This is a genomic window from Erythrobacter epiphyticus, from assembly GCF_034653295.1.
Taxonomy (GTDB): Bacteria; Pseudomonadota; Alphaproteobacteria; order Sphingomonadales; family Sphingomonadaceae; genus Erythrobacter.
Genome location: NZ_JAYEEU010000008.1, coordinates 232,776 through 255,015 on the forward strand (window position 1 = coordinate 232,776; position 22,240 = coordinate 255,015).

Annotated in this window: 15 protein-coding genes; 10 read left to right on the forward strand and 5 right to left on the reverse strand. The window is 64.5% G+C overall.

Annotation, left to right across the window (positions count from 1 at the left end; genetic code table 11):
• Positions 1 to 2 precede the first annotated feature (2 nt).
• From tsaE to trxA, 6 genes are all read left to right on the forward strand, one after another.
• The gene (tsaE, locus tag SOQ14_RS10620; protein WP_322898079.1) at positions 3 to 467 is read left to right on the forward strand and encodes a tRNA (adenosine(37)-N6)-threonylcarbamoyltransferase complex ATPase subunit type 1 TsaE; all 465 of its coding nucleotides are present in this window, start codon (positions 3 to 5) and stop codon (positions 465 to 467) included.
• Entirely contained in the window at positions 464 to 1,453 is a 990-nt protein-coding gene (locus SOQ14_RS10625; protein ID WP_322898080.1) for an aminoglycoside phosphotransferase family protein, read from the forward strand. The genes tsaE and SOQ14_RS10625 overlap by 4 nt, the downstream gene beginning before the upstream one ends.
• Entirely contained in the window at positions 1,450 to 2,172 is a 723-nt protein-coding gene (locus tag SOQ14_RS10630; protein WP_322898081.1) for a nucleotidyltransferase family protein, read from the forward strand. The genes SOQ14_RS10625 and SOQ14_RS10630 overlap by 4 nt, the downstream gene beginning before the upstream one ends.
• Positions 2,165 to 5,212: a double-strand break repair protein AddB gene (addB, locus tag SOQ14_RS10635; RefSeq protein WP_322898082.1), complete on the forward strand. Its 3,048-nt coding sequence runs from the start codon at positions 2,165 to 2,167 to the stop codon at positions 5,210 to 5,212. Before SOQ14_RS10630 ends, addB begins: the two co-directional genes overlap by 8 nt.
• Complete coding sequence (gene addA, locus SOQ14_RS10640) at positions 5,209 to 8,727, forward strand: double-strand break repair helicase AddA (RefSeq protein ID WP_322898083.1); 3,519 nt, start codon at positions 5,209 to 5,211, stop codon at positions 8,725 to 8,727. The genes addB and addA overlap by 4 nt, the downstream gene beginning before the upstream one ends.
• 62 nt (positions 8,728 to 8,789) lie before the next feature.
• Entirely contained in the window at positions 8,790 to 9,110 is a 321-nt protein-coding gene (gene trxA / locus SOQ14_RS10645) for a thioredoxin (protein ID WP_322898084.1), read from the forward strand.
• A 36-nt stretch (positions 9,111 to 9,146) separates the two neighbouring features.
• On the opposite strand, the gene SOQ14_RS10650 is transcribed toward trxA, so the two are convergent.
• A complete protein-coding gene (locus tag SOQ14_RS10650; protein WP_322898134.1) occupies positions 9,147 to 9,884 on the reverse strand; it encodes an inositol monophosphatase family protein in 738 nt (245 codons plus the stop codon).
• Between the two features lie 65 nt (positions 9,885 to 9,949).
• Complete coding sequence (argJ, locus tag SOQ14_RS10655; protein ID WP_322898085.1) at positions 9,950 to 11,176, reverse strand: bifunctional glutamate N-acetyltransferase/amino-acid acetyltransferase ArgJ; 1,227 nt, start codon at positions 11,174 to 11,176, stop codon at positions 9,950 to 9,952.
• Between the two features lie 89 nt (positions 11,177 to 11,265).
• Between argJ and SOQ14_RS10660 the strand changes: the two genes are divergently transcribed.
• The 3 genes from SOQ14_RS10660 (at position 11,266) to SOQ14_RS10670 (ending at position 15,211) form a co-directional block, all read left to right on the forward strand.
• Positions 11,266 to 11,550 (forward strand): hypothetical protein, encoded by a 285-nt coding sequence (locus SOQ14_RS10660; RefSeq protein WP_322898086.1) that lies wholly within the window; start codon positions 11,266 to 11,268, stop codon positions 11,548 to 11,550.
• A gap of 117 nt (positions 11,551 to 11,667) precedes the next feature.
• Positions 11,668 to 14,430: a preprotein translocase subunit SecA gene (gene secA / locus SOQ14_RS10665; RefSeq protein WP_322898087.1), complete on the forward strand. Its 2,763-nt coding sequence runs from the start codon at positions 11,668 to 11,670 to the stop codon at positions 14,428 to 14,430.
• A 31-nt stretch (positions 14,431 to 14,461) separates the two neighbouring features.
• Positions 14,462 to 15,211, forward strand: a complete 750-nt coding sequence (locus SOQ14_RS10670) for a sulfite exporter TauE/SafE family protein (RefSeq protein ID WP_322898088.1) — start codon at positions 14,462 to 14,464, stop codon at positions 15,209 to 15,211.
• On the opposite strand, the gene SOQ14_RS10675 is transcribed toward SOQ14_RS10670, so the two are convergent.
• Positions 15,208 to 16,710 carry a tryptophan halogenase family protein gene (locus SOQ14_RS10675; RefSeq protein WP_322898089.1) on the reverse strand — a complete coding sequence of 501 codons (1,503 nt, stop codon included), beginning with the start codon at positions 16,708 to 16,710 and terminating at the stop codon, positions 15,208 to 15,210. The two genes, SOQ14_RS10670 and SOQ14_RS10675, sit on opposite strands and share 4 nt — an antisense overlap.
• A 30-nt stretch (positions 16,711 to 16,740) precedes the next feature.
• Positions 16,741 to 17,451 (reverse strand): DUF6445 family protein, encoded by a 711-nt coding sequence (locus tag SOQ14_RS10680; protein ID WP_322898090.1) that lies wholly within the window; start codon positions 17,449 to 17,451, stop codon positions 16,741 to 16,743.
• A gap of 353 nt (positions 17,452 to 17,804) precedes the next feature.
• Between SOQ14_RS10680 and SOQ14_RS10685 the strand changes: the two genes are divergently transcribed.
• Positions 17,805 to 20,576: a TonB-dependent receptor gene (locus tag SOQ14_RS10685; protein ID WP_322898091.1), complete on the forward strand. Its 2,772-nt coding sequence runs from the start codon at positions 17,805 to 17,807 to the stop codon at positions 20,574 to 20,576.
• Positions 20,577 to 20,720: 144 nt separating this feature from the next.
• Here the strand turns inward: SOQ14_RS10685 and SOQ14_RS10690 are convergent, their stop codons facing one another.
• Entirely contained in the window at positions 20,721 to 22,238 is a 1,518-nt protein-coding gene (locus tag SOQ14_RS10690) for a tryptophan halogenase family protein (protein WP_416232756.1), read from the reverse strand.
• Positions 22,239 to 22,240: the final 2 nt, after the last annotated feature.

Below are 22,240 nucleotides of genomic sequence, written 5' to 3' on the forward strand. Positions count from 1 at the left end.
GCATGATCGAGACGCGCGTCGCCCTGCCTGATCTAGCGGCGGTCGCTGTTTATGGGGCGCGGATTGGCGCCCGGTTGCGGGCGGGTGATGTGGTGGCGCTATCGGGCGGGTTGGGCGCGGGCAAGACCACGCTGGCGCGCGCGATCCTTGCCAGCCTTGGCCATGCGGGCGAGGTGCCATCGCCGACCTTCACCATCATCGAGACTTACGATGCGCCGCCCTTGCGTCTGCCGGTGGTGCATGCGGATTTCTACCGGCTGGAAAGCCCGGAAGAGGTGCAGGAGTTGGGGCTGGAGGATTACCGCGAAGGCGGAGTGCTGCTCGCCGAATGGCCCGATCATGCGGGCGGCTTTGAGCATGAGGCGGGCTGCTTGGCGATCCATCTCACAGCGGCTGAAAAACCGGATGAAACCGGGCGGATCGCGATTGCGCGGGGCGGGGCGGATTGGCTAGGGCGGATGCCATGAGCGGTCTGCCTGATGGTCTTGAAGCATTTGTCGCGCGTGCGGGCTGGGACGGAGCGATCGTCGCGCCCTTGCCCGGGGATGCCTCGTTCCGGCGCTATTTCCGTCTGACGCGGGCAGATGGCGATACCGCGATGCTGATGCACGCGCCGCGACCGCATGAAGATCCCGCGCCCTTCCTGCATGTTGCGGCGTGGCTGACGGCAAATGGCCTGCGCGCACCGCAGATCCTTGCGACAGATGCGCCTGCTGGCTGGGTGCTGACCGAGGATTTCGGCAATGACCGGATGCGCGATTGGCTCGATCTGCACCCCGGCGATGAAACCACGGCCTATGCCGCCGCGGTTGACGCGCTGGCTGCACTTCACCGCGTGCCCGCCGGTCCCTTCGCGCCTTATGATATGGCGGTCTATGCGCGTGAGGCGGCGCTGTTCACCGAATGGTATTGCCCGGCCATCGGCCTTGCGGTGGATGCAGCGGGATATGACGCGGCCTGGCACGAGGCGCTTGCGCCGCTGCTTGGGCGGCAGAGCCCCGGCGTCACAGTGCTGCGCGATTACCATGCGGAAAACATCATGCTGATCGGCGGGCAGGCGGGTGCGCCGCAGGGCCTGATCGACTTTCAGGACGCGCTGGTTGGCCATCCCGCCTATGATCTGGTCTCGCTGCTACAGGATGCGCGGCGCGATGTGCCGCGCGAACTCGAAGCTGTCATGCTCGATCGCTACCGCGCGGCGATGGATATCACCGGAGACGATTTCGCAGCCGATTATGCGCTGCTCGGCGCGCAGCGCAACGCCAAGATCGTGGGCATTTTCACCCGGCTCGACAAGCGCGATGGCAAGCCGAAATATCTCGGCCTGATCTCGCGGGTGTGGGATGCGCTCGAACGCGATCTCGCCCATCCCGCGCTGGCCCCGGTGGCGCGCTGGTTCGATGCCAATATCCCCGCGGCGATCCGTCACGCCCAAGGTGCCCTGCCGGCATGACCGCTTGGCCGCTTGCCAGCGATACCGCGATGGTGCTGGCCGCCGGGCTGGGCAAGCGGATGCGCCCGCTCACCGCCAGCCAGCCCAAGCCGCTGGTGCGGGTGGCGGGCAAGGCGCTGATTGATCATGCGCTGGATCGGCTGGCTGATGCGGGGATCGCCAAGGCGGTCGTCAATGTCCACTACCTTGCCGATGCGCTCGATGCCCATGTCAGCGCGCGCGCCGTGCCCAAGGTGACACTGTCGGATGAACGCGCGCTGCTGCTCGAAACCGGCGGCGGCATGATCAAGGCACAGGCGCTGCTGCCCGATCCATTCTTTGCGCTCAATTCGGACAACATCTGGCTCGACGGGCCGCGCAATGCCTTTGCCGATCTTTCGGCAGCGTGGAACCCGGCGATCATGGACGCGCTGCTGCTGGTGGTGCCGCATGCGCGGGCGCATAACTTCGATGGGCCGGGTGATTTCCATATGGATGCGCTCGGCCGGCTGTCGCGGCGCAAGCCGGGCCGGATCGCCCCCTTCATCTACTCCGGGATCCAACTGGTGTCGCACCGCCTGCTGCGTGATGCGCCCGAAGGGCCGTTCTCCACCAACATCCTGTGGAACCGGGCCATTGCTGAAGATCGCCTTTATGGCCTTGCCTTCACCGGGCAATGGTTCGAGGTGGGCACGCCTGCGGCGATCGCGCCGACCGAGGAAGCGCTGCGGCGTGGTTGAGCGCACCGCCGGGCCAGCCCTCTACACCATCGCCGCGCATCGCGGCTTTGCCGATGCGCTGGTGGCGGGGTTGGTGCCGCGCTACCGCGAGGGTGATCTTGGTCTTGCGCGGCTGACACTGCTGGTGCCGTCATCCCGAGCGGCGCGCACGATCTCTGAAGCCTTCATCCGCCATGCCGGCGCGGCGGGCCTGCAAGGCCTGCTGATGCCGCGCATGGTGACGGTGGGCGATCTTGATCTCGATGAAGCGCTCGGCAACCTGCTCGATCCGCTGGGGGCGAGCGACATTCCCCCGGCGGTCGATCCGGGGCGGCGCTGGCTCGAACTCGCCGCGCTGATCGCGCAGGACATGGCCGAGGCCGGGGATACACCGCTGCCGGGCCGGGCACGGCTGCATCTTGCCCGGGAAATGGCGCGCACGATGGATCGGCTGCTGGTCGAGGAAAAGACCCCGGATGATCTGCTGGGCGATGCCGTGCTCGATCGGCTGGGCAATCTTTCGGAGCATTGGCAGCGCGCGATCCGGCTGTTCGCGCGGGTTCAGGCGCGCTGGGTCGCAAGGCTGGCGGAAACCGGCGAGGTTGACGCCGCGACCCGCCGCAACCTGCTGTTTGATCGTGCGGCCAAGCGCTGGCGGGCCACGCCGCCTGCAACGCCCATCGTGGCCGCGGGTGTCACCAGCGCATCGCCAGCGCTTGCGCGGTTGCTGCGGGTGATTGCCGATCTGCCCAACGGCGCGGTGATCCTGCCCGATCTGGATTTGCAGATGAGCGACGCGGCGTGGGATGAACTCGGCCGGGCGGGCGCTGCGCCCGAGCCGCGTGGCGACATCTTCACCGCCCGCGATGCGCTGACGCATCCGCAATATCATCTCAAGCTCTTGCTCGGGCGCATGGGCGTGGCGCGGGAAGAGGTGCGGCCGTGGCATCGCAGCGGCATCGGGGCCGCCGAATCGGCCCGCGCGCGGGCGATTTCCGCGCTGTTCCTGCCGCCCGAGGCAAGCCGTTCATGGGTCGATCTGCCCGCGGACCAGCGCCGTCTCAAAGGCGTGCGGCTGATGACGAGCGCCAACATCGAGGAAGAAGCGCAGGCGATTGCGCTGATGGTGCGCGAGGCGCTCGAACAGCCCGAGAAGCGCGTTGCGGTGGTGACGGCGGATCGCGGGCTGGCGCGCCGGGTGGTGCAACATCTGGCGCGCTGGCATATCGCGGCGGACGACAGCGCCGGGCGCCCGCTGGCATTGACGGCAGCAGGGCGGTTCCTCGGCCTGCTCGCTGAGATCATGGCGGACGGGATCACCCCGCAGGCATTGATCGGTGCGCTGGCGCATCCGCTGGTGCGTGCAGGCGATGCCGAAGCCCGGCGGCTGTGGCTGCGATCCTTGCGCGCGTTTGATCGCGCGCTGCGCGGGCCTGCGCCGCCTGCCGGGTTTGCGCCGCTGCGCCACATCGCCGCTGAGGCCAAGGTTGCCGCATGGTGGGACGAGGTGGAGGCGCTGCTCACGCCCCTGCTGCGCGCGGACGGCGAATACCCGCTGGCCGAGGCTCTGGAGGTGCTGGCGAGCGTTGCGGAAAGCCTCGCGGGGGAGAGTGTCTGGGCGCGCGAGGATGGCCGCGCGCTCGGCACCATGATCGAAGCGCTGCGGATGCAGGCGCGAGCGTGCGACACGCGGATCGATCCGCGCGATGTGGCCGGCGTGCTGCGCGATTGCATGGACGAAATCGCGGTGCGCCCGCCTTATGGTTCGCACCCCCGCGTGGCCATTTACGGCTTGCTCGAAGCGCGCATGGCGCGGGCTGATCTGGTGATCTGCGCAGGGCTGAACGAAGGGTCGTGGCCGGGCACTCCGGCAGTGGATGCGCTGCTTGCGCCCGATATCCTGCGCGCGCTGGGCGTTCCGGGGGCGGAGTTCCGGATCGGCCTTGCCGCGCATGACCTTGCCGGATGCCTCGGCGCGCCCGAGGTGGTGCTGAGCCGGGCATTGCGCGATGCCGAAGGGCCGACCTTGCCCTCGCGCTTCCTGCTGCGGGTCGAAGCGCTGCTTGGCGAGGATCTCGCCAAGGATCACCGCGAGGCGACCATTCCGGCGCTGGCGCAGCGGATCGATCGCCTGCGCTCGGTGACAGCGGATTATCCGCGCCCTGCGCCCGATCCCGCGCCTGCGCAGCGCCAGGTGCCAATCAGCGCGACCGCGCTCGACCGGCTGTTGGGCGATCCCTACCAGTTCTACGCCAAGGCGATCCTTGGCCTGAGCAAGCTTGATCCGCTCGGCGCTGATCCCTTCAGCGATCCGGCGCTGCGCGGCACGCTGATGCATGCGATCCTTGATCGCTGGCACCGCGCGCGGGCAGCGGGTGTCGGGCCTGTCCCGCTGGTTCCCTTCGCCGAGCAAGCGCTGGCCGAAGAGCAAGTCCACCCGCTGTTCCGTGCCCTGTGGCAGCCGCGCCTGATTGCCGCGCTTGAAACCTTCGAGGCGCTGATCGCCGAACACGAGGCGCAGGGGCGCGTCACGCTTGCGACCGAGATTTCGGGCGCGATGGATGTCGCCGGGGTGCAGGTTCACGGCCGCGCGGATCGGATTGATCGCCTTCCCGATGGCAGCCTTGCCATCATCGATTACAAGACCGGCCGCCCGCCCAGCGCAAAACAGGTCGAAAAGGGCTTTGCACTGCAACTCGGCCTGCTCGGGTTGATCGCGCGCGACGGACAGTTCGAGGACAAGCAGAGCGGACAGTTCGTAAAGGGAGAAGCTGCGGGCTTCGAATACTGGTCTTTCGGCCGCAAGAAGGGTGAAGAGCGCTTCGGCTATATCGATGTCCCGATGAAGACAGCAGGGAAGAAAAAAGGCGTCGAGCCCCACGACTTTCTGCCGCATCACGAAACCAAGCTGCGCGAGGCGATTGCCCGCTTCATTCTCGGCACCGAGCCGTTCACCGCGCGCGAGAACCCCGATTACAAGGGCTATAATGATTATGACCAGCTTATGCGGCTGGAAGAATGGGTGATCCGTCTCACCGATGCGGGTGGAGACAGCACATGAGCGGGCGGGTGTTCGAGCTGAAGGGCGAACAGCGCGCCGCGGCCATGCCGGCTGATAATGTCTGGCTGTCGGCTTCGGCGGGCACAGGCAAGACACAGGTGCTTTCCGCGCGGGTGCTGCGCCTGCTGCTCGAAAGCGCGGTCGATCCGTCGCAGATCCTGTGCCTCACCTTTACCAAGGCGGGCGCGGCGGAAATGGCGAACCGCATCAACGCGGTGCTGGCGCGCTGGGTGCGCTTGCCCGCTACCGCGCTGGCAACCGAACTGGGGCATCTCGGCGCGGATATCGGCCCCGAAACGCAAGCGCGCGCGCGCAGCCTGTTTGCGAGCGTGCTTGATTGCCCGGGCGGAGGGCTCCGGATCGACACGATCCACGCCTTTTCGCAGTGGCTGCTTGCCAGTTTTCCGGAAGAGGCTGGCCTCGTGCCCGGTACCCGCGCGATGGAGGATCGCACCCGCACGCTGCTCGCGCGGACCGTGCTTGCCGATGTGCTGGGGGAGGCGGAAGCCGCGGGCAATGCCCGGCTGCTTGGCGCAGTGCAGCGCTTTACCCGGCGCAAGGATCCGGGCGCCTTGCAAGCCTGGCTGATGACCTGTGCCGAGGCCGAGGAACTGTGGGATGGGCCCGCCGCATGGCCTTCGCCGGTCGATGGCAGGGTGCACCGCTTGCTCCGGATCCCCACCGATGCGGACGAGGCATGGGCTTGCGAAGGCCTCGCGCCTGGTGTGTTCCCGGACGAGACCTTGCGGATTATGCTGCCGACTTTGCAGGCATGGAAATCGCAGACAGGGGAAAAGAGCAGCGCTTTGATTGCGGCGTGGCTTGTGATGCCTTTGGCCGAGCGCGCCGCAACAATGGGGCAATTTTACGCAACGCTGCTGACCAAGGACGGCGCGCCACGCCGGATGCAGACGCCGGAAAAACTCGACCCTCATTTTCCGGCACGCCAGCAAGAGATCGCCGAAGCGCTCGCCGCCGTTGAAACCCGCCGGGCGCTACTGGCCACCGCCGCCTATCTTGTCGACGCCTTTGAAATCGGGCGTGCCTTCGCCTTGCAATGGGCCAAGGCCAAAGCGCGTGAAGGCCTGCTCGATTTCTCCGACCTGATCCGCAAGGCAGCGCGGCTGCTCGGGCGGGAGGATGCCTCGGCGTGGATCCGCTACAAGCTGGATCGCCATTTCGATCATATCCTGATCGATGAAGCGCAGGATACCAATCAGGCGCAGTGGGACATCATTTTCGCGCTGATCGATGATTTCTTCAGCGGCCAAGGCGCGCGCGCAGACCGCACCCGCACGCTCTTCACCGTGGGGGATTACAAGCAGGCGATCTTCGGGTTTCAGGGCACCAGCCCGGAAAACTTTGCCCGCGCGCGCGGCGCTGTTGAAGGGCAGATCCTTGCCGCCCGGGCGCAGATCGAAGCGGGCAGGGTGGGCCAGAAAGCGCCCAACTGGCGCGCGCTCGAACTCGATCAGTCATTCCGCACCGCCCAGCCGGTGCTCGATTTCGTCAACGCGGCGATTGATACCTTGGGGCACGTGGAGTTCGGGCTCGACATCCCGCCGCGCCCGCATATCGGCTATGGCGGGCCGGGGCTCGTCACCTTGTGGCAGCCTGTCGTCGCCACGAGTGCCGAGGACGATGAGGACGAGCCGAGCGAGGAACCCGCCAAGGATTGGCTGCCGCATCACGATACGCTGCTCGCCGGCCGGATTGCCGAACAGATCGAGCGCTGGGTCAAGGGGACAGAGCCCTTCGTGCTCGCCAAAGGTGGCACGCCGCGTCATGCCGGGCCGGGCGATATCATGGTGCTGGTGCGCCGCCGCAAGGAACTGGCAAGCCAGATCGTCGCCAAATTGCAAGCGCGCCGGGTGCCCGTGGCGGGGGTGGATCGCCTGAGGCTGGGGGCGCCGCTGGCGATCAAGGATGTGCTGGCGGCGCTGCGCTTTGCCGCGCAGCCGCTCGATGATCTCAGCCTTGCGAATCTGCTTGCCTCGCCGCTGATCGGCTGGACGCAGGATGATTTGCTGGCCCATGTCCCGCGCGACAAGGACGTGCGGCTGTGGGAGCATCTGCGGCGGGATGATGCGCCTGAACCGGTTGTGGAAACCGCCGCACGCCTGCGCGATCTCCTGCGCCGGGCAGATTATGAAACCCCGCAGGCACTGATAGCATGGCTGCTTAACGGCCCATGGCAAGGACGGGCCCGGCTGGTCGAGCGGCTCGGCGCCCAAGTCAATGATCCGCTGGATGAATTGCTCAACGCGGCCTTTGCCTATGAAAGCGAATACGTGCCCTCGCTGGCCGGGTTCCTGCAATGGTTCGATGCGGGCGAGGGCGAATTGAAGCGCGACTCCGATGGCGGTGCGGGGCAGGTGCGGGTGCTGACCGCGCATGGCTCCAAGGGGTTGCAGGCGCCGATCGTGATCCTCGCCGATGCCACGGGCGAGCCGGGCGATCCGCATGATCTTGCGCTGGCTGATGATCCGCTCGGTCAGGCCGCACCGGATGAGCGGGTGCACATGGTGCCGCTGCCCCCGCTCACCAAGCGCGATCTCAACGGGCCGATTGCGCCCGCGGCCGATGCGGCGCGGATCGCGCAGATGCAGGAACATTGGCGGCTGATGTATGTCGCCATGACGCGGGCGGAAGAAGCGCTGTTCATTGGCGGCTCGCTCGGCCCGAAGCGGATCGAGAAAGGCCCGCATGAAGACAGCTGGTATGCCCGGCTGGCGGTGTTGTTCGATGGCGATGCGCTGGCTGATCCGCTGTGGGGCGGGCGGCAGGAATGGGGCACGCGCGCACCGCCGGGTGCGCCGATCGCCGCAGACGTTGCGGCTTCAGAAGATGCGCCCTTGCCGCCTTGGGTGACCACCCCGATTGGCCCCGAACCGCGCCCGCCGCGCCCACTTGCGCCGTCAGCAGCCGGGGAGGACATGGCGGCCGATCCACCCCCGCCACCCGAAGCTGCGTGCAGTGCCGCGCGGCGCGGCAGCCTGATCCACAAACTGCTCGAACGCCTGCCCGAATTGCCCGAGGCCGCGCGCGCGGATGCCGCCCATGCTTGGCTTGAGCGGCAGGCAGGGGATCTGCCCGCCGATTTGCGTGCGGAGATGCTGGCCAGCGCGCTCGCCGTGCTGGATCATCCCGAATTCGCCCCGATCTTTGCCAGCGATGCGCTTGCCGAAGTGCCGCTCGCGGCGACAGTCGGCGGGATCGTCGTTGCCGGGACGGCAGACCGCCTGCTGGTGACCGAACAGGCGGTGCTGGTGGTTGACTTCAAGACCACGCGGCGGCCCCCGGCTTCGGCACGTGACATTCCGCTTGCCACCCAGCGCCAGATGGCGGCCTATGTCGCCGCGCTCGAGGCGATTTATCCCGGCCGCGCGGTGCAGGCGGGTGTGCTCTACACCCATGCGCCTGCGCTGTTCGTGCTCGATCCCGAGACCATCGCCGCGCACAAGCAGGGCTTGGACACAGCGCAGCAATCCTATTTGCCGCCGGATATTGAGTGAGCCGCGCGGCACGCTACATAGGCAGCAACACCGGCGCACCGCGCCATGCAGGAGAATCACCAATGGCCACCATCAATGTCACCGACGCCAGCTTTGCCAGCGATGTGCTGGGCAGCGACAAGCCGGTCCTCGTCGATTTCTGGGCCGACTGGTGTGGCCCGTGCAAGATGATTGCCCCGGCGCTTGAGGAAATCAGCGACGAATTGGCCGGGCAAGTCACCATCGCCAAGATGGACATCATGGAGAACACCGATGTCCCCTCGCAGATGGGGGTGCAGTCGATCCCGCTGATGGTGCTGTTCAAGGACGGCAAGCCGGTCGCACAGAAGCTCGGCGCGGCCCCCAAGGGCCAGCTCAAGGCGTGGCTCGAAGGCGAGCTTTAAGCGTCCTGTCGTCCCGGCCTTTGCCGGGATGATGCCTTAAACCAGCACCCGCGCAACAAATTCGTCCCACAGCGCCGGGCTTGATGCGCCGATCAGGCCCGGCTTGTTCTGCTCATCGACGCGGTAGGCACGGCCATCGAGCCGCGCGGCCTTGCCGCCAGCCTCGTTGAGCCACAGGATGCCTGCGGCGTGATCCCACGCCAGCGTGCGCTGGAAGCTGGAGATATCATTCTGCCCGAGCGCGAGGCGGGGATATTGCTCCGCCGCGCAGCGCGGAATGTCGACCAGCGTGTAATGCGGAGCAATCCGCGCATCGACATGCGCGGCCTGGTCAGGCGTGAGGAACATCCGGCTCACCGCCGTCACGGGCGGGCTTTGCCCGGTGGTGCGCGCCGTGATCCGCTCTCCGTTGACGAAGGCACCTTCGCCGCGCCGCGCATGGCACAGCCGGTCCTTGAGCGGATCATAAAGCCACCCCGCCACCGCCTCTCCCGCATCGGCGAGCGCGATGATGATGCCGAACGGCTCCTTGCCTTCGGTGAAATTGGCTGTCCCGTCGAGCGGATCGATGATCCAGCACTGGCCCGAGAGATGATCGAGCACGGCGGGATCGGCATGGGCGGCTTCCTCGCCGACAATGGCAACGCCCGGTGCAAGCTTGGTCAGCGCTTCGCTGAGGAAGGCTTCGACCTCGCGATCAACGATGGTGACGGGATCATCCGTGCCTTTCATCGCGATATCGCCTTCGGCGAGCGCGCGGAAACGCGGCAGCATGGATCGGCGCGCCGCAAAGCGCAGCAGATCGCGGATTTCCGCGTCGAGCGCGCCGAGCTCGCCGCTCACGAGCGATAATCCGCGTTGATCGCAATGTAGCCGTGGGTGAGATCGCACGTCCATACGGTGGCTCGGCCCTCGCCGATGCCGAGATCGACCAGAATATCGATGGCATCGCCCTTGAGGTGTGCGGCCACCGGCGCTTCGTCGTAATCCGCCACCGGCAGGCCATCGCGCGCGGCCCATACCCCGCCAAAGGCAATCGAAAGCCTGTCGCGGTCAGCCGGTTCGCCCGCCTTGCCGACGGCCATGACAACGCGGCCCCAATTGGCATCCTCGCCTGCGATCGCCGTCTTCACCAGCGGCGAATTGGCAATGGCGAGGCCAACCCGGCGCGCGCTGGCATTGCTCACCGCGCCCTCCACCCGGATGGTGATGAATTTCTGCGCGCCTTCGCCGTCGCGCACCACAAGTTGCGCCAATTCGTGGCAGACGGCGGTGAACGCAGCGGCAAAGGCATCGGCGCCGGGGCTGTCCCAACCGGTGACGGGCGGATGGTCGGCCCTGCCTGTGGCAAAGGCCAGCACGGTGTCGCTCGTCGAGGTATCGCCATCAACCGTGATGCACGAGAAGGTGGCATCATTGGCAGCGGCCAGCAGGTCTTGCAGGAAGGCAGGGGCGACTTTGGCATCGGTGAAGATATAGCCGAGCATGGTGGCCATATCGGGCGCGATCATGCCGCTGCCTTTGATGAAGCCTGCGATCTCCACCCGCACATCGCCTACCATGGCGCTGGCATGCGCGCCTTTGGTAAAGGTGTCGGTGGTGCCGATGGCGCGCGCGGCATCCTCCCACGTGCAGGGCGCTGCCACCAGCGCAGCGGCGACGCCTGCGCGCGCCTTGTCCTTGGGCAAGGGCACGCCGATGACCCCGGTGGACGAGACAAACACGTCCTCGCGCGCGCAGCCGAGGTGCGCGGCGACCTGATCCATGATCTGCTCCACCGCCTCGCGCCCGCGATAGCCGGTAAAGGCGTTGGAATTGCCCGCATTGACAATCAGCGCGCGCGCCGCGCCCCGCGCGATATTGGCGCGGCCCAGTTCGACTTCGGAGGATGCGCAAGCGCTTTGCGTGAACACGCCGGCTGCAGCGGTGCCCTCAGCCAGCTCGACATATGTGAGATCGCAGCGTTCCCACGCCTTGTAACCGGCGCGCGCGACACGCAGCGTCAACCCGGCAATGGCGGGCATGTGCGGGAAGGGGCGGGCAAGGGGCGAGGGCTTCAGATCCATGGGCGAGGCCTTTAGGCGCGCAGGCGCGCACAGTAAATCAGGCAAAGTGAGTGGACGCGGGCGGCTTCAGGCACTATCTGGGCGAGACCATGACGCGGCATTTTTTCGCATTGCTGGCTTTGCTGACCGGGCTTGCCGCCTTTGGCAGCCCCGCGCAGGCATCTCTTGCCGAGGCGCTGGCCTGCGATGCGAGCATTGCGGCCAGCACGGCTGACCAGGCGGCGCGGAGCGAGACTGGGCATTTTGCCTTGGGCGAAAGCCTGTCTGCCAATGCCCGCGCGGCCCGCGCAAGCAAGCCTGCGCCCAGCGTTCCGGCGGCTCCTGCCAGCCTGCGCCTGCCAGTCCTGATGGGGATCGAGCGCGCCTACGAATAGGCCGCCTGCGCCATTCTTGCCCCGCTTGCTCCCTGCGCAGCCCTTGCGGCATCGCGCGCATGATTTCCCGAATTCAAGGCCCCCCATTCCGGGCCGCACCTGATCAAAGGTACACCCATGTTTGATGCTCTCCTGAAGTCCGTGTTCGGTTCTTCGAACGATCGCTATGTCAAATCGCTTGGCAAGATTGTCAATCAAATCAACGCGCTGGAGCCGCAGATCAGCGCCCTTTCGGACGAAGAGCTGCAAGCGCAGACTGCCAAGCTGCGCGGCCTGGTTGATGACGGCAAGAGCCTTGATGATATCCTGCCCGAAGCCTTCGCCACGGTGCGCGAGGCATCCAAGCGCGTGCTCGGCATGCGGCATTTCGATGTACAGCTTATCGGCGGCATCGTGCTCCACCGCGGCGAGATCGCGGAAATGCGCACCGGCGAGGGCAAGACCCTGATGGCAACGCTCGCGGTCTATCTCAACGCGATCGAAGGCAAGGGCGTTCACGTTGTGACCGTCAATGATTACCTTGCCCGTCGCGATGCGGTGGAGATGGGGCGGCTCTACCAATGGCTCGGCCTGACGGTGGGCGTCGTCGTGCCCGGCATGGATGAATACACCAAGCGCGACAGCTACAACGCTGACATCACCTACGGCACCAACAACGAATTCGGCTTTGATTACCTGCGCGACAACATGAAGCACGAGCGCACCCAGATGGTGCAGCGTCCGTTCAATTTCGCGATTGTCGACGAAGTGGACTCGATTCTCATCGACGAGGCGCGCACTCCGCTGATCATTTCCGGGCCGACCGAGGACAAGTCCGATCTTTACGTGTCGCTGGATGCCATCGCACGCGAGATCCCGCTCGAATGGCTCGACATTGATGAAAAGGTGAAGCGCGTCCAGCTGACCGAAGACGGGCTGGAGCAGGTCGAGCAATTGCTGATCGAAAAGGGTCTGCTCGCGACCACCAATCTCTACGATGTCGAAAACACGCAGGTCGTCCACCACCTCGATCAGGCGCTGGCAGCCAATTTCACCCGCAAGCGCGACACCGATTACATCGTCAAGGATGACAAGGTCATCATCATCGATGAATTCACCGGGCGCATGATGGATGGCCGCCGCTGGTCGAACGGGTTGCACCAGGCGGTCGAGGCCAAGGAAGGCGTCAAGATCGAGCCCGAAAACCAGACGATGGCCTCGATTACCTTCCAGAATTACTTCCGCATGTATCCCAAGCTTTCGGGCATGACCGGGACGGCCGCCACCGAAGCGGCGGAATTCTGGGATATCTACAAGGTCGGGGTGGTCGAAATCCCGACCAATCTGCCGGTCCAGCGGATCGACGAGGAAGACGAGTTCTACAAGAACACGCTCGATAAATTCTCGGCCATTGCCAAGGCGATCAAGGAAAAGAACGAGATCGGCCAGCCGGTGCTCGTGGGCACGGTGTCGATCGAGAAGTCCGAATTGCTGAGCCAGTTCCTCGACAAGGAAGGGGTCAAGCACAGCGTCCTGAACGCGCGCTTCCACGAACAGGAAGCCGGGATCGTCGCGCAGGCGGGCCGTCTTGGTGCGGTGACCATCGCCACCAACATGGCTGGGCGCGGCACCGACATCCAGCTTGGCGGCAATGTCGAATTCCGCATCCATGACGAATTGGCCGACATGCCCGAAGGGCCCGAGCGCGATGCCGCGATTGCCCGGATCAAGGCCGAAGTCGCCGAGGAAAAGGAAAAGGTGAAGGCGGCCGGCGGGTTGTTCGTGCTCGGCACCGAACGCCACGAAAGCCGCCGTATCGATAACCAGCTGCGCGGCCGTTCGGGCCGTCAGGGCGATCCCGGCCTGTCGCGCTTCTACCTGTGCCTCGAAGATGATCTCCTGCGCATCTTCGGCCCCGACACCCTGTTTTCCAAGATGATGAAATCGAACCTCGCCGATGGCGAGGCGATTGGTTCGAAGTGGCTTTCGAAAGCCATCGAGACCGCACAGAAAAAGGTCGAGGCGCGCAATTACGACATGCGCAAGCAGGTCGTGCAATATGATGACGTGATGAATGATCAGCGCAAGGTGATCTACGAACAGCGCGCCGAGATCATGGATTCCGAAACGGTGGATGATGTCGTCGAAAACATGCGGCACGACACGCTCAACGTGATTGTCGGCACGGCCTGTCCGCCTGATTCCTATCCCGAACAGTGGGACATTGCCGGTCTCAAGACCAAGCTTGAAGAGGTCTTCGGGCTCACCCCGCCGATTGATGAATGGTTGCAGGAAGATCAGGTCGAACCCGATATCATCGAGGAGCGCCTGCGCGAGATGACCGATCGGATGGTTGCGGACAAGGTCGCGGCCAGCGATCCCGCGATCTGGCGCATGGTCGAAAAGGACGTGCTGCTGCGCCAGCTCGATTTCCACTGGAAGGAACACCTCGCCACGCTTGATGCGCTGCGGCAGGTGATCTGGATGCGCGGCATCGCGCAAAAGCAGCCGATCAACGAATACAAGCAGGAAGCCTTCGGTCTGTTCGAGACGATGCTCGATACCCTGCGCGAGGAAGTCACCAAGATCCTGTTCCGCGCCGAATTGCGGATGGCGCCGCCCGAGCCGCAGGCGCTTCCCGAACTGCCCGATTTCCTCACCGGGCATATTGATCCGCTGACCGGGCTTGAGAATTCGGGCGATGGTGATGGTTCGGAACTGCGGCCCGAACTGTTCGGTTCGCTGGCGGGCAGCCCGCGTGCGGCCTTCGGGCCGGGCGGCGTGAACCCCGAAAACCCCTTCGCCAATCTCGACATCAGCCGCAATGCGCCGTGCCCCTGCGGGAGCGGCAACAAGTACAAGCATTGCCATGGCGCGGTTGCGGCGCGTTCGCTGACCTGATCGGCACGCGCGGCAGAGCAGGGCGAGGGCGATGATCGGAGCGGTTCCGGCCGGCCTCGCGCTCGCGTTCCTGCTCACCGCGCTGCTTTATGCCAGCGTCGGCTTTGGCGGTGGATCGACCTATGCCGCGCTGCTCGCGCTGTCGGGCCTCGACTATCGCTTGCTGCCGTTGGTGGCGCTCGCCTGCAATATCGTGGTGGTGGCGGGCGGGAGCATCCGCTTTGCCCGCGCTGGCATCACCCCGTGGCGGCGGGCGGCGTGGCAGGTGGGGCTGGGGGCACCTGCGGCTTTTCTTGGCGGGCTGACCCCGATCAAGGAGACCACCTTTCTCACGCTGCTCGGCATCAGTCTGGTGCTGACCAGCTGCGCGATGCTGATCCCGGTGCGCGAGGCGCATGAAGGGGGAGCGGGGCGGTTTGCCAAGGCCATGCCGCTGCTTGCCGCACCGCTCGGCTATCTCGCCGGACTGGTGGGGATTGGCGGGGGGATATTCCTCGCGCCGTTTCTCCACCTCACGCGCTGGCATGGCGCCCGGCAGATCGCGGCGACGGCGAGCCTGTTCATTCTCGTCAATTCGCTGTTCGGGTTGGCGGGGCAGTTGGTAAAGAACGGCCCCGCTGCCTTCGGCGCGGCGATCAGCGCAAGCCTGCCCTTGCTGATCGCGGTGGTGATCGGCGGACAGATCGGCAGCCTGCTCGCGCTGCGTATCCTGCCGGTGCAATGGATCCGCTGGCTGACCGCGCTGCTGGTGCTGGTGGTGGGCGTCAGGCTGCTGATCTAGCCCGCCGCGCAGTGCCGCGCGATGAAGTCTTCATGCGTCGGCAACCCGCTCACCGCGCGTTCGATCAGGGTGCGCACATTGCCGAGAAACTCACCCAACTGCGCATCGGACAAGGCATCGGCCATCGGATCATGAGCTTGCGGCGTGACGCCTTGTCCCAGCATCACCTGCACCCAGCTTGCTTCGCGGAACAGATCATCGATATCGCGCCCGATCCGGCCTGACGAGGCGAAGAGCGCCTGCTTGTGGGCAAGGCTATCGGGCACGGCCATGGTGCGGCAATAATTCCAGAACGCGGAATCATCGCGCGCCGTCTGCTTGTAATGCAAGATCAGGAAATCGCGGATCTGCTCGAACTCGGCCGCGCAGCGCCGGTTATACTCGGCGCGCTCCGCCGCTCCGTCACCCTGCGCCGGGAAGAGCTGGATCAGCCGGTTCACATGCGACTGGATGAGGTGAATCGAGGTTGATTCGAGCGGCTCGAGAAACCCGCTCGAAAGCCCGATTGCCGCGCAATTATGCGCCCAGAAGGCTTCGCGCCGCCCGGTGGTGAAACGCAGGGGGCGCGGATCGCCGAGCGCCTTGGTATCAAGCCCGGCCAGCAAGGTATCCGCTGCGTCCTGATCCGAGATGAAGCCGCTCGAATAGACATGGCCATTGCCGGTGCGGTGTTGCAGCGGGATGCGCCACTGCCAGCCCGCCTGCTTGGCCGTTGCACGGGTATAGGGCACGAGGGTCGGCAGGCGCTCGCTCGGCACGGCGAGCGCGCGATCACACGGCAGCCAGCGCGACCAGTCTTCATAGCCCACGCCCAGTTCCTCACCGAGCAGCATGGCGCGAAAGCCGGTGCAATCGATGAAGAAATCGCCTTCGACCCGCGTGCCCTTGTCGAGCGTGATGGCAGTGATGTCGCCGTTTTCGCCGTCGCGGGTGACGTGCTGGACAATGCCTTCGTGGCGGACGACGCCCTGGCCTTCGGCATAGCGCCGCAGGTAGGCCGCGTAGAGCCCGGCATCGAAGTGATAGGCATAGGCAAGGCCGGTCATCGCTGTGTTGCCGACCCGGTCAAGCTTGCCAAAGCGCGCGTGATCGGCAGCGAGCCGGTGCAGCGAATAGTGCCACAGATCGGATGTGTGGCCGCTGGCGGCGGCACGGCGCCAGTAGTGGTGGAAGGCGGCTCCGGCGAGGCTCAAACCGGCATCGCCGAAGGTGTGGAGATAGCTTGTGCCCTTGCGTCCCCAATCGACAAATTCGATCCCGAGCTTGAAGGTGCCCTTGGTCTCGCGCACGAATTCCATCTCGTCGAGCCCGAGGATCGCATTGAGACGGATGATCTGCGGGATCGTTGCTTCGCCGACCCCCACCGTGCCGATGGCTTCGGATTCCACCAGTGTGATGTCGAGGCTGCGCCCGAGCAGGCGGACAAAGGCTGCGGCCGTGATCCAGCCGGCTGTGCCGCCGCCTACGATAACGAGTTTGCGCTTTGGTGTGTCGGTCATGGCGGTCTCAGTTACGGGCGTGGGGCGCGCTCAGATGGGACGGAAGAAGGCGTTGATCGTCAGCCGCCCGGTGCGCGGATCGGCGGAGAGCGGGGCGGTGTTATCAATCACCCCGGAATGAAGAATATTGCCGCGGTAGAACACCGCGGAATTGAACGTGCCGGTGGTGGCGTGCAGCCGCTCGAAATGCGGGGCGCCATCGGTGGGATAGGCGGGTTTCGGCAGGCCGGTGCGGGCGACGTCGGCCTCAAGCGCGGAGCGATAGGCGGGGAAGGTCGCATCAGTCAGCGCGCTGAGACCCGAAGACCGGTGGCGGAAGAAGGCTGTGCCGCCATGCGGGCTGTCATGCAGGTACAGCATCATCGCGATCTGCGCCGGATCAGTGCCATCAACATGCGGGAAGCACTGGATCGGCAGCAAGTGGCCGGGCGGTGTCGTGACGAGTGAATACCAGGCCTGCATCGTCCAGCGGCTGTCCGGTGGGCCGAAGTGGGCACTGAGCAATGGTGCAAGCTGGGTAAGCCAGGCCTCACATACGTGAGAATCAAGCGCGGCACGGATGCCGGGATATTGTGGTGTGATTTTTGCAAATTTTTGCAAATTTGCGTGCTCGCGGATGATTTCCGGCTCCGCGAGAAAGCTGTCCACGGCCACAAGATCATGATTGGAAGGCGAAAACTGCTCGCGGGAGAGTTGCGCCAGCGAAATTGCCCAGTCCGGCCCGATTGTCGCGCTTGCCATGTTCTGCCTCTCTCCGAAACAAAGGCTATCAAACTGCGCACGGATTGCCAATCTCTCAGAAGAATCGCCTGAAATGAGGGTGATAAGACACGCATCAATTGGCATCGGTCCTCCAGGGAGGGTGATGGCTCTATTGGATCGGTCGCAGCTGGTTCGGCGCGCCTCGGGTTGTGGATATTATTGGGTTTCGATTGCGCTTCTTTTCCGCAAAAATCGGAATTTATGAGAGAAAACGGCGATTTTCCCTCGTTTCCGCACGGTCAAAAATTCGACATTTACGCGGCGCGTGAAGTGAGCTATGAAAAAAAATGAAAAGACACTCGCCAAGAGTGGCGAGAAGGGGGAGAGTAGTGATGGGTTTGAGGGCAATTTCCGCCAACGCGCGCCTGCTGTGCGGTGCCGCCACCGGGATCGCGCTGATGGCATCGGCGATGCCCGCTGCGGCGCAAAGCACGAGCGAGCCGGAAGCGCAGGTCGACGAGCAGGGTACTGACATCACTGTCACCGGGATCCGCAGCTCGATCGAATCAGCCCTTGGTGCCAAGCGCAACGCGACCAGCATTGTTGAAGTGATCGCGTCGGAAGATCTCGGCCTGCTGCCCGATCTCTCGATTGCTGACTCGCTTGCCCGCCTGCCGGGGGTAACCGCGCAGCGCGTGCGTGGCCGCTCGCAGCAGATCTCGATCCGCGGGCTCGGCCCGGATTTCAGCCTCGCGCTCTTGAATGGCCGCGAAGTGGTCTCGGCGGGTAACAACCGCGGGATCGAATTTGACCAGTTCCCCTCTGAATTGGTCGGCTCGGCGATTGTCTACAAGACCGGCGATGCCCAATTGGCCTCGATCGGGATTGCCGGGGCAGTTGATCTGCGCACCGTCAAGCCGCTGGATTACAAGGATCGCCAGATCAGCGTTTCGGCGACCTATTCGCGCAATGATCAGGGCACGCTCAATCCCGATTTCCCGGCTGATGGCTATCGCTTCTTCGCGTCCTACATCGACCAGAACAAGGATGGCACGCTCGGCTGGTCGCTCGGGGCGACACTGCAATCCAACCCGACACAGTTTGTCACCCGCGAATTGAAATCCAACCAGTTCCAGACCGCGCGCACGCCCGCCGGTCTGATCTATCCGGCAGACAATCCCCGTCAGGGTGCGGTGAGCCGTGATTTCCAGCGCCTCTCGGTGGCAGGGGCGCTCCAGTTCGAGCCGAGCGACAAGGTCGCGCTCAACATCGATGCCTTCTACACCGACACCAAGGATTCGGGCGTGTTCCGCGGCACGGAAACCCCGATCGCGTCGTGGAGCGGCGCGCAGTTCGAAGGCGCGACCGGGGCTGGCCCCTTTGCGGATACTGCTACCTATTCGGGCGTGGTGCCGATCCTGCGCACCGATACCGAGGGCACCGAATCGCAGATTTTCGCGATCGGATCCAATCTCGATTTCATGGTGACTGACAATCTCGGTTTCATGGTCGATTATGGCTATTCGACCCTGAATCGCGACGACATTGATTATGAATCCTATGCCGGCACCGGCCGTGCGCGGTCGGGCGCGCAAGATCGCCTGACCTTCACCATGCCCCGCAGCGGTGAGTATTCGATTGCTGGGCAGCTCGATTACACCAATCCGGCCAATGTGCTGCTGACCGATCCGGGTGGCTGGGGCCAGGTCGGCTTCATCAAGCAGCCGCAGATCGAAGATGAGCTCCATCAGCTGCGGGCCGAAGCCCGCTGGGAATTTGATGGCGGCATCCTCAAGGATATCCGGGCTGGCTGGCTTTACACCGACCGCACCAAGTCCTTCGACTCCAACGAAAGCTTCCTGCGCCCCTCGAACCGCTTCGTGAATGGTTCGCTGGCGATCCCGGCGAGCGCGATCATCGGGCGCACCAATACCCGTTCGCTTGGCCAGAACATCCTCGCCTATGATCCTTCGAGCTTTCTCACCGATGGGACCTATCTGGTGGAGAAAGGCACTTTTGACACCCAATGGGTGGTCAGTGAGCAGATCCACAATTTCTATCTGCAAGCCAACATCGATGGTGATCTTGGCTCGGTGCCGGTGCGCGGCAATATCGGCCTGCGCTATGCCGATACCAGCCAAAGCTCGACCGGGACGATTGCCGGCGGGGTGAACACGGTTGATTTTAGCTATGGCAACTGGCTGCCGAGTGCGAACCTCGCTTTCGAGGTCGCACCCGACACCTTCATCCGCATCGCCGCTGCGCAGACGGTGACCCGCGCCCGGCTTGATCAGATGGCCGCGAACCAGAATATCGGGTTCAATCCGCAAAGCTGTGTCGATACCAATGGCGATCAGCGCCCGGACACGGTCGTCGGGTTCAATCCGCCGCAGCTGGTGTGCTTCACCCTTGGCGGTGGCAACCCGTTCTTGCAGCCTTACATCTCGACGTCGTTCGATATCAGCTTCGAGAAATATTTCGGCCCGGCTTCGGCGATCATCATCGCCGGTTTCCACAAACAGCTGGACGACTGGATCATCGATTTCAACGAGGTGCGCGACCTCACCCAGCCGATCAACAATGCGGGTTTTGGCGGCATACTGACCAACAACCCGCAGCTTTCGACCGGGACCTTTGGCGGGCCAGTGAACTTTGCCGATGGCAAAATTACCGGCATTGAAGGCACGGTCCGCGCCAATTTCGGGGACTTTACGCGCACGCTTGATGGCTTTGGCGGCCTGTTCAGCGTCACCTATGTCGATGCGCAGGTGACGCGGCCGGGCGGCACGATCAACATTCCGGGCTATTCCGATGTCACCTGGTCGGCCGACGTCTTCTATGAAAAGAACGGCTGGCGCTCCCGCGTCAACGCGCGCTACCGGTCGGGCTTCCTTGCCGAAGTGCAAAGCTTTGACGGTTCGTTGTTTGGCGCGCAGGCGCAGCCCGAAACGCAGATCGATGCCCAGATCGGCTATACCTTCCAGAACCAAAGCGGGCCGCTCAAGGGGCTGACCGTGCTGGTCGAGGGGGCTAACCTTACCAACGCGCCGTTCGTGACCGAGAATGATCTGTTCAATGGTGCGGGCGCGCTGGTGGGGACTTTCCCGAGCCAGTTCGATCAGTATGGCCGCACCTTCAACTTCACGATCCGCAAGAATTTCTGAAGCTTGCCCTGAGGGTCGCACCCAAGGGGGGAAGGGGGCTCGCCAGCAATGGCGGGCCCTTTTTTGTGTAGCTAAAGGCTCGCGGCGGGTGTCCCACGCCCGCAGACGCAGCAGGGCAGAATGCCGGGAAAAACCTGGAGGAAATCAGGCGGCGAGAGGCGGTGCCGCGCAATGCCGGGCGATGAAATCGCCATGGCTGGGCATGGCAGCGACGGCTTCATCCATCGCGCGGGCAATGGCGCCCATCCGTTCAGCCACCGGCACAAAGCTGCGCATCGCAGCAAGCGCGGGCGCCCGGCGCGGGGTGATGCCCTGGCCGAAATAGACCGCGATCCAGCTCGGATTGGCGAACAGCTCGCGCTCATCGGCCACCAACAGCCCGTATTCGCGGAAATGATCGATCTTGTATTGCAGGCTGTCGGGGATCGCCATGTCGGCGGTGTAGCGCCACAGCTCGCCATCATCGCGCGCCGTCGCCTTGTAATGCAGGATCAGGAAATCGCGGATGCGTTCATATTCGATCGCAGTCTGCGCGTTGTATTCGCGTGCCAGCAGCGGGGACATGCGCTGGTCGGGCAGCAGCGCGATCAGCCGCAGGATGCCATACTGGATCAGGTGCAGGCTGGTGGATTCGAGCGGCTCCATGAAGCCCGCCGACAGCCCGATGGCGACACAGTTCTTCTCCCAGAACTTGCGGCGTTTGCCGGTGACAAAGCGCAAGGGCCGCGGATCGGCGAGCGGCTTGCCATCAAGGTTGGCGAGCAAGGTCTCGGCGGCTGCGTCTTCGGAGATGAACTGGCTGCAATGGACATAGCCATTGCCGGTGCGGTGTTGCAGCGGGATGCGCCACTGCCACCCGGCTGCGCGCGCGGTTGAACGCGTGTAAGGCGTGAAGGTGCCGCGTTTGCAGGGCACGGCAACAGCGCGGTCGCAAGGGAGCCAGTGCTGCCAATTGTCGTAGCCTGCGTGCAGGGCCTCCTCGATCAGCAGACCGCGAAAGCCCGAACAATCGACGAAGAAATCGCCTTCGATCTGCGCGCCATCATCAAGAGCGACGGCGGTGATGAACCCATCCTCGCCGCGCAGCGCAACATCCACCACCCGCCCTTCCACACGGGTGACGCCGCGGTGTTCGGCATAGCGCCGCAGGAAGGCGGCATAGAGCCCGGCATCGAAGTGGTAGGCGTAATCAAACGTCGACTGGATCAGCCGCCGATCGGGCGAGGGGTGGGCAAACTTGCCTGCCTTGGCCATCGCCCAGCACATCGAAAAATCATCGATCGGGCCAGCAATCTCGCCCGCGAGATGGCCCGCCATCCAGTGATGGTAGAAGGGGACGCTGTCGAACTCCGCGCCATACTGGCCAAAGGGGTGGAAATAGCTCGCGCCCTTGTGGTGCCAGTCGACGAACTGGATGCCGAGCTTGTAGCTCCCCTGCGTCTCGCGCACGAAGGTCGCCTCGTCGATGCCAAGCCGCTGGTTGAAATTGCGGATCGGGGGAATCGTTGCCTCGCCCACGCCGACTGTTCCGATCACCTCGGACTCGATCAGCGTGATACGGCAGGCCGGGCCAACGGCCTGCGCCAGCGCAGCGGCTGTCATCCATCCGGCGCTGCCGCCGCCGACAATCACGATGTGCTGCAACGGGCCGGTTTGTTCCATCA